General features: G+C 73.5%; 15 protein-coding genes. 9 read left to right on the top strand and 6 right to left on the bottom strand.

The window, feature by feature from the left end; translation table 11 throughout:
- Positions 1-135: 135 nt before the first annotated feature.
- The gene (locus HCN51_RS05050; protein WP_168007208.1) at positions 136-969 is read left to right on the top strand and encodes a hypothetical protein; all 834 of its coding nucleotides are present in this window, start codon (positions 136-138) and stop codon (positions 967-969) included.
- Here the strand turns inward: HCN51_RS05050 and HCN51_RS05045 are convergent.
- On the bottom strand, positions 962-1801 hold the full coding sequence (locus tag HCN51_RS05045; protein ID WP_168007206.1) for a helix-turn-helix domain-containing protein: 840 nt from the start codon (positions 1799-1801) through the stop codon (positions 962-964). The genes HCN51_RS05050 and HCN51_RS05045 overlap by 8 nt on opposite strands.
- 76 nt (positions 1802-1877) lie before the next feature.
- Here HCN51_RS05045 and HCN51_RS05040 point away from each other — a divergent pair, with 76 nt between their 5' ends.
- Entirely contained in the window at positions 1878-2717 is an 840-nt protein-coding gene (locus HCN51_RS05040) for an alpha/beta fold hydrolase (RefSeq protein WP_168007204.1), read from the top strand.
- Positions 2718-2867: 150 nt separating this feature from the next.
- Here HCN51_RS05040 and HCN51_RS05035 read toward each other — a convergent pair whose 3' ends face one another.
- Positions 2868-3104: a hypothetical protein gene (locus HCN51_RS05035; RefSeq protein ID WP_080037838.1), complete on the bottom strand. Its 237-nt coding sequence runs from the start codon at positions 3102-3104 to the stop codon at positions 2868-2870.
- 162 nt (positions 3105-3266) lie between these two features.
- On the opposite strand from HCN51_RS05035, the gene HCN51_RS05030 reads away from it, so the two are divergent.
- On the top strand, positions 3267-3683 hold the full coding sequence (locus tag HCN51_RS05030; RefSeq protein ID WP_080037837.1) for a CoA-binding protein: 417 nt from the start codon (positions 3267-3269) through the stop codon (positions 3681-3683).
- A 29-nt stretch (positions 3684-3712) separates the two neighbouring features.
- Here HCN51_RS05030 and HCN51_RS05025 read toward each other — a convergent pair whose 3' ends face one another.
- A complete protein-coding gene (locus HCN51_RS05025; protein WP_168007202.1) occupies positions 3713-4069 on the bottom strand; it encodes a hypothetical protein in 357 nt (118 codons plus the stop codon).
- Between the two features lie 209 nt (positions 4070-4278).
- Complete coding sequence (locus tag HCN51_RS05020; protein WP_240972403.1) at positions 4279-4719, bottom strand: DUF4396 domain-containing protein; 441 nt, start codon at positions 4717-4719, stop codon at positions 4279-4281.
- 6 nt (positions 4720-4725) lie between these two features.
- Between HCN51_RS05020 and HCN51_RS59000 the strand changes: the two genes are divergently transcribed.
- The 4 genes from HCN51_RS59000 (at position 4726) to ilvA (ending at position 7853) form a co-directional block, all read left to right on the top strand.
- Entirely contained in the window at positions 4726-4896 is a 171-nt protein-coding gene (locus tag HCN51_RS59000) for a hypothetical protein (protein WP_240972402.1), read from the top strand.
- A gap of 121 nt (positions 4897-5017) precedes the next feature.
- On the top strand, positions 5018-5392 hold the full coding sequence (locus tag HCN51_RS05015; RefSeq protein WP_168007200.1) for a BlaI/MecI/CopY family transcriptional regulator: 375 nt from the start codon (positions 5018-5020) through the stop codon (positions 5390-5392).
- Positions 5389-6339, top strand: coding sequence for a M56 family metallopeptidase (locus tag HCN51_RS05010; RefSeq protein ID WP_168007198.1), 951 nt, complete (start codon positions 5389-5391; stop codon positions 6337-6339). The genes HCN51_RS05015 and HCN51_RS05010 overlap by 4 nt, the downstream gene beginning before the upstream one ends.
- A gap of 263 nt (positions 6340-6602) precedes the next feature.
- A complete protein-coding gene (ilvA, locus tag HCN51_RS05005) occupies positions 6603-7853 on the top strand; it encodes a threonine ammonia-lyase IlvA (RefSeq protein WP_168007196.1) in 1251 nt (416 codons plus the stop codon).
- Between the two features lie 4 nt (positions 7854-7857).
- On the opposite strand, the gene HCN51_RS05000 is transcribed toward ilvA, so the two are convergent.
- Positions 7858-8724 carry a helix-turn-helix domain-containing protein gene (locus HCN51_RS05000; protein ID WP_168007194.1) on the bottom strand — a complete coding sequence of 289 codons (867 nt, stop codon included), beginning with the start codon at positions 8722-8724 and terminating at the stop codon, positions 7858-7860.
- A 151-nt stretch (positions 8725-8875) separates the two neighbouring features.
- Between HCN51_RS05000 and HCN51_RS04995 the strand changes: the two genes are divergently transcribed.
- Positions 8876-9802 (top strand): alpha/beta hydrolase, encoded by a 927-nt coding sequence (locus HCN51_RS04995; RefSeq protein ID WP_168007192.1) that lies wholly within the window; start codon positions 8876-8878, stop codon positions 9800-9802.
- A 40-nt stretch (positions 9803-9842) separates the two neighbouring features.
- Positions 9843-10409, top strand: coding sequence for a TOPRIM nucleotidyl transferase/hydrolase domain-containing protein (locus HCN51_RS04990; protein WP_168007190.1), 567 nt, complete (start codon positions 9843-9845; stop codon positions 10407-10409).
- A 36-nt stretch (positions 10410-10445) separates the two neighbouring features.
- Here HCN51_RS04990 and HCN51_RS04985 read toward each other — a convergent pair whose 3' ends face one another.
- Positions 10446-12215 carry an ATP-binding cassette domain-containing protein gene (locus HCN51_RS04985; protein WP_168007188.1) on the bottom strand — a complete coding sequence of 590 codons (1770 nt, stop codon included), beginning with the start codon at positions 12213-12215 and terminating at the stop codon, positions 10446-10448.
- Between the last annotated feature and the right edge of the window lie 58 nt (positions 12216-12273).

The raw sequence follows: 12273 nt of genomic DNA, 5'->3' as shown, positions 1-12273 counted from the left end.
GCATGAAGAGCGCGCGGTTATGCGTCGCCGTCCTGGTGGCGCCCGGCAGTGGGCGAAGGTCGTCCCCGGTAACCTGCACGCCGCCGAGCTGCTGCTGCTGGACGGGAACATCGCGCTGGCGGCGAGCAGCGGCGGGTGGGTCAGGGTGTACGCCGCCTCGCAGGGGCGAACGCCTCGGCCTACGGCGAGTACCCGCTGACGCAGGCGCACGCGGTGTTGTGGGACCCGTCGATCCAGCGGTTGTGGGTCACGGGGCAGGACCCGGTCAGCAAGGCGCGCATCCTGACCGCGCTCGTGGTGGGCGGCACGCCGGCCGCTCCGGTGCTGCGGGAGGACACGGGCCGGCGGGCCGTCCTGCCGAGCGCCTGGGGGCACGACGTGTACGGCCACGCCCACGACCCGGACCTGCTGTGGGTCAGCGGCGACAGCCAGGTGTGGCTCTACGACAAGAGGACGAGGACGTTCTCGCCGCCTCCGGGCGGGGCGGACCGGACGTTCGTGAAGTCGATCGGCAACCAGCCGTCGGGCCAGGTCGTGGAGACCAGGCCGGACTCCGCCGAGTCGTCCCCTGGCCGGTGCGCGGTCAACACCTGGTGCACCGACACGGTCGACTTCTACGGGCCGGACACCAGCCGGACCAGGGCCGGGGCCGTCTTCTACAAGGCGCGGGTGTGGAGCCCGTACTACAGCGTGGTGGACCGCACCCTGCACAGCGCGGTCTGGGACCGGGCCCGCACCGCGTCGGGGACGCGGGTCGGTGACGGACGTGTCGGCGGCGGCGCTGCCCGACGGGACCCTGCACGTGCGGACGCTGCTGCCGGGCAGCGGCATCTGGGACCGCGTGCGCGCCACCGACGGCACGTGGTCCACGGCCATCAGGGTCGCCACGAACGGCGAGCTGACGACGTCGCGGCGGCGGCGCTGCCGGACGGCACCCTGCACCTGGGCACGGTGCCGGACATCAGCTGAGGACGCCCCGGGGCCAGGCGAGGTGGTCGACGGCCAGGAAGCGCTCCCCCGCCACGTTCGCGGGGGTCACGCCCGTGAACGACACGACGTCCCGGTGCAGGTGGGCCTGGTCGGCGTAGCCGGTGTCGGCGGCGACCCTGGCCGCGCCCTCGCCGGCCACCAGCCGGTGGGCGGCGTGGTCGAAGCGGATCAGCGTGGCGGCCCGCTTGGGCGGCAGCCCGAGCTGGGCCCTGAACCGGGACCACAGGCGCTTGCGGCTCCACCCGACGTCGCCGGCGAGCCCGTCGACCCGGGCCAGGCCGCGGCTCGCGACGATTCGCTTCCAGGCCCAGGCCACCTCCGGGTCGACGGGCGGCCCCGCCGCGAACCGGCGCGCGAGCAGCGCGTCCGCCAGCGCGAACCGCTCCTGCCAGGACGTGGCCGCGCCCAGCCGCTCGCGGACGCGCGGCACCTCCCGGCCCCACAGGTCCTCCAGGGGCACCGCGACGCCGTCGAGCTCGGCGGGCGGGACGCCCAGGACGGCGCGCGCGATCACCGGGGACAGGCGCACCTGCACGCACTCGACGTTCTCGCCCTGCGCCCAGACCGCGCCGCCCGAGCCGAACCCGGGCCCGGCGACGATGCTGCCCAGCTCCTGCCGCCCGGCGGCGTGGCGGAGGACGGGCGGGCTCGCGCCGAACTCCAGGATCAGGGTGACGGCGGGGTGCGGGACCATGCGGAGCGCGTCGAGGTCGGGGACGCGGAACCCGGCCATGGTGACCCCGGGCACCCGGCTGGGCCGCCCGGGCGACGCCACGCCCCACACAGACGATCCGTGCACGAATGTCCGCACGATCCCATGCTAGGCGACCCGTGGGAGGGAACATTCGTTCAAGCCAGACCGGCGCACCGGCGGCGACAGTGGCGTCATGACTTCTCCTGACACCACCCCGCACGACGCCGCCGAGAGCTCGGTCGTGCCGCTGGACGACGGCGACCTCCACGTGCTCAGGGACGGCCCGCGCGACGCGCCCGCGCTCCTGCTCCTCCACGGCTCCGCGTCCTCGGCCCGCTCGTGGGACCGGATGGTCCCGCTGCTGATCGGAGCCCACCACGTCATCCGGGTCGACCTGCTCGGGCACGGCCGGTCCGCCAAGCCGGGGGACCGCGGCTACGCGACCGGGGACCAGGCCCGCCGCGTCGGCGAGGCGCTGGACCTGCTCGGCGTCGAGCGCGCCGTGGTCGCCGGCCACTCCAGCGGCGGCGTCGTCGCCACCGCCCTGGCCGAGCAGCGGCCGGGCCTGGTGACGGCGCTCGCGCTCATCAACACCGGCCCTTCTCTGGACGCCTACCTGGCCCCGCAGTCGGCCGCGATCTCCCCCGCGCAGTGGCCGCCGTCGGACAAGCAGCTCCGCGACTTCGCGAGCAGCGGCTTCAGCCGCCCCGGCTACCAGGTGCCGCGCGAGATGCTGGACGAGGTGCGCCTGATGACCTTCCACACCTTGACCGCGACGATGCAGGGCACCACCGAGTACCTGAAGCAGGGGCCGCTGCCCGGCCGGCTGGCGGCTCTCGGCAAGCCGCTGCTGGTGATCTTCGGTGCGGACGACCGGAGGTGGGACCCCGCGTCCGCCGGTGACTACCGCGTCGTTCCCGGCGCGACGGTCGAGCTGCTGCCCGGCCTGGGCCACACCCCGATCCTGGAGGACCCGGAGCGCACCGCCGTACCGCTGCTGGCCTTCACCGCCCGGCAGGCCGGCCGCTCCTGACGCACCAGGCCGGGCGGGGCGAGGTCGTGCCCGTCCCAGATGCGCAGGGACGCCTCGTGCGCGTACGGCGCGGCGGCCAGGCATGCGCGAGCGGCCGCCCCTGGCAGGGCGGCCGCTCCTTGGATCACGGACAGGTACGTGAGCGGGCGGCTACTTGAGCAGGCGCTTGCTGAGCAGCTCCTTGCCCTGCTCGGCGCCCTTGCGGCTCTCGGCCTGGGCGCGGCGGAAGAAGCTCGCCAGCTCCCCGTCGCCGGCGCGCTCGGCGTCGGCGATGTAGTTCTCCAGGCGCAGCACGTTGCTCAGGCACTGCTCCACGAACCAGATCAGGTTGTAGTCCTTGTCCTGAGTGCCGGTGACCTTGCCAGTCTCCTGGCCTGACGGATCCATGTGTCTCCTCCTAGCCTCTCGACGGTCAGATCCCCCTGCCCGCCGGCGTGACCGGCGGCCTCCGTCCTCCTTCCCGTCAGACGCGAGGTATGCCGGTCCGTGACGGGGGTGACGTTTTTGTACGAGGGAAATGCGTGACGCGATCCGGGTGTTGGCCGGAGCATGGGGAACCGTTACGCGGCCGAGGACGTCATCCGCCGCCTGCTCACCGAGGCCCGCACGTGGGCGTTCGTCGGCCTGTCCGCCAACCCCGACCGCACCGCCTACGACCAGGCTGGCCTGCTCAAGGGGCGCGGCCGGCGGATCATTCCCGTCCATCCGGCCGCCGAGACCGTGCTGGGTGAGCCGGGCTACGCGACGCTGGCCGAGATCCCGGACAAGGTGGACGTCGTGGCCGTCTACCGCCGCTCAGAGCACGCCGGGGAAGTGATCGACCAGGCCATCGCGATCGGCGCCGGGGCGGTCTGGCTGCCCCTGGGCGTGATCGACGAGGCGGCCGCCCAGCGGGCGCTGGACGCCGGCCTCGACGTCGTGATGGACCGCTGCCCCGGCGTCGAGTGGGCCCTGCGGGTCGCCTGAGCCCATAGCGCGGACACGGCTGGGAGGCGTTACTTCTCGGCCTTCTGCGGGACGCCCCATCCACTGCTGGGCCCGCCGTTGGGCCCGCCACTGTGGCGCTCGCCCGCCTCGCCGTCGCGGCGGGCCCGCCGGCCATGGCCCGGGTGGATTAAGCGCTCCGTGCCGGGCCGGTGCACGAAGTCGTTGATCGAGCGGAGGTTGAGCTGCTTGCCGGTGTTCTGCCCGGGCCCGTTGGCGGTGGCCTTCTGGGGTGCGTGGCCGTCGAACGCGATCTCCAGGCGCCAGCCGTCGCGCCGGAGGATGACGACGGGGCCTGAGGTTCGGGGGACGGTCTGGACGTCCCAGCCGTGCCGGTGTGCCCGATGGGCGAGTGCGCGCGGATTCACCGAGTCGTACTCCTTGTGTCGAACGGGGGTGGACCAAGCGGAGTTTGGCTGCGGGTTGTCACGGGACGGGGGCGGGGGGTAGGCGTTCGGCTGATCCCTTCTAACGAAGGGACGGTCGTAAGTCCGGTTTGGGTTCCACGGCGCGCTTCATGACCCAAAAAAGAGGGACGCCGCCGCGGTGCGGCGACGCCCCGGCGGGAGCGGTGCGGTCAGTGGTGGTACGCGTGCACCACCGCGTGCCCCTTGCCCCGGCCGATGATCCACTTGTTGATGGGCGTGGTGACGAGGAAGGCCACGAGCAGCGAGAACGCCAGCGCGCCCCAGAACAGCACGCTGGCCAGACCGGCGTCCATGGCGCCCGGGATGATCAGCATGACGCCGTTGTCCACGATCTCCATGACGAGGATCGACAGCGTGTCGGCCGCCAGCGCGAGCCGCAGCGCCTGACGCCACGTGACGCCCGCGCGGAACAGGCCGCGCAGGGTGAGCGCGTAGCCGAAGACGAACGCCAGGGCGATGGCCAGGAGGATGCTGGGCAGGTTGTGCCAGCCGAGGGCGGTCGCGATCACCATGCCGAGCACCTCGCCGATGGCGCACCCGGTGAGGCAGTGCAGCGTCGCGGACGCCGCGACCCCCCACGTCGCCTTCATCGGCCCGTGATGACCGTGCTCGGCCCCGTGCTCGGCCCCGTGCTCGGCCCCGTGATGCCCGCCCTCGTGATGCTGGTCATCGTGACCGCCATGGTCGTGCTGTCCATGTCCGGCGTGCTGCATAGATTCGGACATTGCCTACCTTCCAGGCGATTCGGCCACATTAGTTGCCGCTAAACCTATACCCCCTATCCGTACCATCGCAACGTCTACTAATGGACATCGTAGTAACTGACTCGCCCGGACGTACGTGATCGCCGGTAACATGGGAGGGTCCGAGGCGGGAGGGGCTGTTCAGATGGTGCGTGGCCTGGGAGAGCTCGAGTCCACGATCATGGAGCACATGTGGGCGATCAAGCAGCCGGCCTCGGTGCGGGCCGTGCTGGAGCACCTGAGGCAAGACCGCACCATCGCCTACACGACGGTCATGACCGTGATGGACAAACTGCACACCAAGGGCATGCTCAAGCGGAAGTCGGCCGGCCGCGCCTACATCTACGAGGCGGTGTCGTCGAAGGAGGCGTACACCGCCGAGGTGATGCGCGAGTCGCTGGCCGGCAGCGGCAACAGGGCGGCCACGCTGGTGCACTTCCTCGAGCGGCTCACCCCCGAGGAGGCCAGCGCCCTTGAGGCGGCGCTGCAGGTCTACCCGCCGGGAGGCCGCGGCGCATGACGGTGGCGATCGTCCTCGCCCTGTACGGCCTGTTCGCCGCCCTCGCGCTGCCGCGGCTGCTCAGGCGGGGCACCTGGGCCGACCGCGCGCCCCGGCTGGCCATCGCGATGTGGCAGGCGGCCAGCGTCTCGGTGGTGGCCGCCGCGCTGCTGTCGGCGTTCGCCGCCGCCGTGCCCGCCGCCGTGGTCGGGCACGGCCTGGCCGAGCTGTTCGAGGCGTGCGCCGCGCTGCTGCACGACGAGGCCGCGCTCAGCTCCACCGGCACCTGGGCGGGGCTGGCCGCCGGCGCCCTGGTCCTGGCCCGGGTCACCACCGTGGGGGCGGCGGTCCTGCTGCGCGCCCGCCGCGAACGCCGCCGGCACGCCGACGCGCTGGCCCTGCTCGGGCAGCACGACCACGACCTCGACGCGGTGGTGGTCGACTACGAGGAGCGCCTGGCCTACTGCCTGCCGGGCCGCAAGGGGCACGCGGTCATCACCACCGGGGCGCTGCACTCGCTGGCGCCCGAGCAGGTCGCCGCCGTGCTCGCCCACGAGCGGGCGCATCTGCGCGGGCGGCACCACCTGGTGCTGGCCGGCGCCGAGGCCCTGGCCCGGGCCTTCCCCCGCCTTCCGCTGTTCGAGCAGGCGCGGGCCGAGGTCGCGCGGCTGATCGAGCTGCTGGCCGACGACGTGGCGGCCCGCCGGCACCCGCGCGTCCACATCGCGGCGGCCCTGGTCGGCCTCGCGACCGGGCGCGTCCCCGCGTTCGCGCTGGGCGCGGGCGGCGAGACGGCGCTGACCCGGGTCCGGCGGATGCTGCACCCGCAGGTCCCGCTCGGGCGGCGCGAGCGCGCCGCCGGGCGCCTGGCCGTCGCGGCCCTGCTCGCCGGCCCGGCCGCCCTGGCGCTGGCGCCGGTCGTGGCGGCGTTCCTGGCCCACCACTGCCACTCCCTGCTCACCCACTGAGAAGCCGCAGGCATCCGGGAGCGGCGCAGGAACCCGGGAGCGGCGCAGGAGTCCGGGGCGCGGCACCCACTATGCGGCGTAGGAGAAGGGGGCCGCCGGGCGCTCGTCCGGCTGAGGAAGTGGCGGGGCGCGAATAGGATGGCCAGGTGGGGGCAGGTGGGGGTTCTGTGGCCGGTGTGCTCGCCCGGCCGCCGCTGTCGCCGGCCCCCCGTTCCCTGATCCGCCAGAGTGTTCCCTGATCCGCCACTGTGCCAGGAGTGTGCATGAGCGACCGCCTCACCGCCGCCATGATCGATCAGGCGGCCGAACGGTTGCGGCCGGTGGTCCGCCGTACCGCGCTGGAGCCGAACGAGCGCCTGTCCGGCCTGCTCGGCGGCCAGGTGCTGCTCAAGCGCGAGGACGCGCAGGTGTGCCGCTCGTACAAGGTGCGCGGCGCGTTCAACCTGATCGCCTCGCTCACCGAGGAGGAGCGGCGGCGCGGCGTGGTCTGCGCGAGCGCGGGCAACCACGGGCAGGGCGTCGCGTTCGCGTGCGCGCGCCTGGGGATCAGCGGGCGCGTGTACGTCCCGTCCACCACGCCCCGGCAGAAGCGCGAGCGCATCGCGGCGCTCGGCGGCGACCGGGTGGAGATCGTGGTCGGCGGCGGCACGTACGACGAGGCGAGCGCGGCCGCGCACGCCGACAGCGAGGCGGGCGGCGCGGTCTACGTGCACCCGTTCGACGACGTCCGGACGATGGCCGGGCAGGGCACGGTCGGCCTGGAGATCCTGGAGCAGTGCGGGCAGGCGCCCGGCACGGTGGTCGTGCCGGTCGGCGGCGGCGGCCTGATCAGCGGCGTGGCCGTCTGGCTGCGCGAGCACTCCCCCGGCACCCGCCTCATCGGCGCGGAGCCCGCCGGGGCGGCCAGCATGCGCGCCGCCCTCGACCACGGCGGCCCCCTCGCGCTGCCGGAGCTGGACACGTTCGTCGACGGCGCCGCCGTGGGCACGGTGGGAGACAGCACGTTCCCGCTGGTCAAGGATTTGGTGGACGAGATCGTCGCGGTCGACGAGGGCGCGGTGTGCACCGAGATGCTCGATCTCTACCAGACCGACGGCATCATCGCCGAGCCCGCCGGCGCTCTCGCGGGCGCCGCGGCGCGTGAGGTCCTCGCCTACGGCCCGGAGGGGCCGGTGGTGTGCGTGGTCTCGGGTGGCAACAACGACGTCAGCCGCTACAACGAGGTGCTGGAGCGCTCGCTCGTGCACATCGGGCTGCGGCACTACTTCCTGGTCACCTTCCCGCAGCGCCCCGGCGCCCTGCGCCACTTCCTCGACGAGGTGCTGGGCGAGGGCCAGGACATCATCGCCTTCGAGTACATCAAGAAGAACAACCGCGAGACCGGCCCTGCGCTCGTCGGCATCGAGCTCGAACGGGCCGGCGACCTCGAGAGCCTGCTGTCCAGGATGAAGGCGAGCCCGCTCACGGTCGAGCGCATCCCGCCGGGCTCGCCGCTGTTCACGTTCATCCTCTGACGCGTCAGCGGGCGCGGCTGCCGGCCGCCTCCTCCGCCGTCCACGAGGTGAGGATGCGCAGCGCGTCGTGCGACGGCGAGCCGGGCTCGGCGGTGAGCACCATGAGGCGCTGCCCCGAGCCGTCGGGGCTGCTCCACGTGTCGCAGTCGAGGGTCAGCTCGCCGACCAGGCGGTGCCGGTAGCGCTTGGTGCCGTAGGCGGCGTTGTTGACGCGGTGCTCGGCCCACCACGTACGGAAGTCGGCGTCGCGCACCGACAGCTCGCCGACGAGCCGGGCCAGCTCCGGATCGTCGGGGTTCGCCGCGGACTCCATGCGCAGGGCGGCGACGGCGTCGCGCGCGTCGTGCTCCCATTCCAGGTGCATGTCCCGGATGACTTGGTCGGTGAACAGCAGGTACAGGTAGTTGCGCCGGTCGGCGGGCAGCCGTCCGAAGTCGGTGTAGAGGGCGGCGGCGCCGGCGTTCCACTCCAGAACGTCGAGGCGCCGGCCCAGGACGAGGGCGGGGGTCGCGGTGAGCTGGTCGAGCAGGCGGCGCATGGCGGGGCGCACGCGCTGCGCCGGGCGGCGCCTGCGGGGCCGGGCGTCGGCCTTGCCGGCCAGCTCGTACAGGTAGCGCTGCTGGTCGTCGTCGAGGCGCAGCGCGCGGGCCAGGGTGCCGAGCACCGCGGCGGAGGCCCGGACGCGGCCCTGCTCCAGCCGCGTGTAGTAGTCGACGCTGATCGCGGCGAGCTGGGCGACCTCCTCGCGGCGCAGCCCCGCGACCTTGCGCCGGGAGTCGTGCTCGGGCAGGCCGAGGTCCTGCGGGGCCAGTTGCGCCCGGCGGGCCTTGAGGAAGGCGCCGAGCTCGCCGGGGCCGGTGGTGCTGCTCATGCCGTCCATTGTCCGGCCTGAGCCGGTACGTGTGAGGGGGCAGGTTCTTTCCCAGGCAGAAACCCGCCGCTTTTGCCTGCCCGGGGAGAGGACGAAGGTGGACCCGTGCCCGGCACCGAGCCGGGCCGCGAACCACGGAACGGAGCCTCCCATGGCCAGGATCGACGTCACCTTCCCCAGCGCCGGCATCCCCGTCGCCGGTCACCTCCACCTCCCCGACGGCCCCGCCGAGCAGCCCCGCCCGGCGATCGTCGTCGGCCACCCCGGCACCGGCGTCAAGGAGCAGGCCGCCGGCCTCTACGCCGCGCACCTGGCCGAGAGGGGGTTCGTCGCGCTCGCCTACGACGCGGCCTACCAGGGCGAGAGCGGCGGCGAGCCGCGCGGCCTGGAGGACCCCGCCCAGCGCGTCGAGGACCTCAAGGCCGCCGTGTCCTTCCTGACCACGCGGGACGAGGCCGACCCCGCTCGCATCGGCCTGCTCGGCATCTGCGCCTCCGGCGGCTACGCCCTGTCGGCCACCGCCGGCGACCGCCGCGTCAGGGCCGTCGCCACGGTCAGCGCGGTGGACGTCGCCCGCCAGTTCCGCCTGGGGGCCGACGGCGCCCAGGACCCGGCCGTGTTCCTCGGCCTGCTGGACGCCGCCGCGCACGCCCGTACCGCCGCGGCCCGCGGTGAGGACCCTGCGGCGCTGGCCCTGTTCCCCGACACCGTCGAGCAGGCGTACGCGATCGGCGGCGAGCACGGCGCCGAAGGCTTCGAGTACTACCGCACCGAGCGCGGCCGGCACCCGCGCTCGGCAGGCTCGCTCACCTGGGAGAGCGTCGACAAGATGGCCTCCTTCGACGCCTTCGCCCCGATCCCGCTGATCGGCTCCCGGCCGCTGCTCATGGTCGTCGGCAGCCGCGCCGTGACGTCCTGGATGAGCATCGACGCCTTCCAGCGCGCCACCGGCCCCAAGGAGATGTACTGGATCGACGGGGCCAGCCACGTCGACCTGTACGACAGGAAGCAGTACGTGGACGCCGCCGTCGAGCGCATCGCCGCCTTCTTCGGCGAGAACCTGGGCCGCGCGGCCTAAAGGAGATGAACCCTCCGGGATTCGGTGCCAGGCTGGGCACGTGATCGACACGCGAACCGTGGTCCTGGTCGAGGGCACCAGCGACAAGTCGGCCGTCGAGGCGCTGGCCGAGCGCCGCGGCCTGGACCTGGAGAAGGAAGGCGTCCGCGTCGAGGCGATGGGCGGCGCCACCAACATCGGGGCGTACGTGGCCAGGTTCGGCCCGGCCGGGCACGGTCTGCGGCTGGCCGGGCTGTGCGACGCCGGCGAGGAAGGCGACTACCGCAAGGCGCTCGAACGGGCCGGGCTCGGCTCCGGGCTCGACCGGGGCGGGCTGGAGGCGCTCGGGTTCTACGTGTGCGTGGCCGACCTGGAGGACGAGCTGATCCGCGCCCTCGGCACCGACGGAGTGGAGCGGATCGTCGAGGCCGAGGGTGAGCTGGGCTCCTTCCGTACCCTGCAGAAGCAGCCCACGTGGCGGGGCAGGGCCACGCACGACCAGTTGCGCCGCTTCATGGGGGCGGGCTCGGGCCGCAAGATCCGCTACTCGCGCCTGCTGGCCGCGGCGCTCGACCCGGGCCAGGTGCCGCGACCGCTGGAGCTGCTGCTGGCCCGGCTGGCGGGATGAACAAGGGCAAGGTGAACGGGGCAAGGTGAGCGGGGGTCAGGCGTGGCCGGCCTGGGTGAGGTGGAGCTGGGCGTAGCGGCCGTCGGCGGCGAGGAGGTCGTCGTGGGTGCCCTGCTCGACGACGCGGCCCCGGTGCAGCACGACGATCCGGTCGGCCTGGCGTACCGTCGAGAGCCGGTGCGCGACGACGAGGGTGGTGCGGCCGCGCATGAGGCGGGCCAGCGCCTCCTTGACCAGTTCCTCCGACTCGGAATCCAGCGCCGAGGTGGCCTCGTCCAGCAGCAGGACGCGCGGGTCGCGCACCAGCGCGCGGGCGATCGCCAGGCGTTGCCGCTGCCCGCCCGACAGACGGGCGCCCCGCTCCCCCACCACCGTGTCCCAGCCCTGCGGCTGGTCCTGGACGAACGCCCACGCGTTCGCGTCGCGCAGCGCCTGGGCGATGCGCTCGTCGGAGACCTCCGGCAGGCCGTAGGCGACGTTCTCGCGGATGGTGCCCTCGAACAGCACGGACTCCTGCGGTACGACGGAGACGAAGCGGCGCACGGTCCGCAGGTCGAGCTCCTGGAGGTCGGCGCCGTCGAGCAGGATGCGGCCGCCGGTCGGGCGCACGAAGCCGAGCACCAGGTTGAGCAGGGTGGACTTGCCGGAGCCTGACGAGCCGACGAACGCGACGGTCGTGCCGGAGGGGATGTCGAGGTCGATGGCGTGCAGGGCGTCCTCGTCGGCCCCCGGGTAGCGGTGGGAGGCGCGTTCCAGGCGGATCGCGCCGTCCACGGCGGTGACGGGCCGCTTGCCCTCGTTCTGCTCCAGGTCCGGCTCCTGGATGACCTCGGCGATCGAGCGGATCGACTCCAGGCCGCGCGCGCCGACCGGGATGAGCATGAGCAGCTGGGTGAGCCCCTGCGTGAGCAGCGCGAAGTAGCTCGACAGCAGGACCACCTCGCCCGGCGTGATCGGCAGCAGGCCGGTGAGGGAGAACGTCGCGGCCAGCACCAGGCAGCAGACGCCCAGCAGCTGCATCGTCACCCACGACAGGGAGGCGACGTGCCCGTTCAGCATGTCGAGGTGCAGGCCCGCGCGGCGCACGCCGTCGGCGCCGTAGGCGACCCTGGTGACCGCGGTCTCCTCCAGGCCGTGCGCGCGGGTGACGGGGATCAGCGACGCCATCTCGCCGACCCGGGCCGCCAGCCCCTCCATCTCGCGGCGCAGCTCCTCGTTGCGGCGGCGGGAGCGCCGGCCGAGCGCGGCCCGCAGCACGAGCGAGATCGGCACGGTCAGCGCGTAGACGGGCAGGAACTCGGGCACGGCGATCGCCGTCATGGAGACCGCGCCGATGAGGACCATCGTGGACGACAGCAGCGGATGGGTCACCTGCTGGAGCATCAGCTCGACGTTCTCGACGTCCCGCACGACCTTGTTCTGCACGATCGACGCGCTCATGCGGGTGTGGTAGCCGATGGACAGGCTCTGCAGCCGCGCCGCCAGGGCGTTGCGCAGGTCGGCGCCGATGTCGCGCACCACCGTCATGAAGTTGCGGGTGTAGAGGAGGTGGTTCGGATAGTTCTGCAGCAGCAGGACGCCCGCGAGCGCGAACCACCCCAGCACGCCGGTCAGCGACCCGCGCCCGGCGACGACGTCGATGATCGCGGCGGTGATGACCGGCAGGAACCAGAGCGGGATCTCCTTGAACGCGAACGCCAGCAGCGCGAGCGACATGCGGCCGGGACGGCGCGCGAGCAGGCGGACGACGGACCGGGCCGGGTGGGCGCCGTCGATCAGATCGACGACATGGGACGGGGGCTGCACCTGCGAACGTGTCCTTTCTCGCCGTCACGGCGGGGCTGGGGGCGGGCCGCGTGACGGC

Source organism: Nonomuraea composti, assembly GCF_012034275.1.
GTDB classification, from domain to species: domain Bacteria; phylum Actinomycetota; class Actinomycetes; order Streptosporangiales; family Streptosporangiaceae; genus Nonomuraea; species Nonomuraea composti.
The sequence above is the reverse complement of the archived record's forward strand: the minus strand, read 5'-3'. Positions and strand labels throughout refer to the sequence as shown.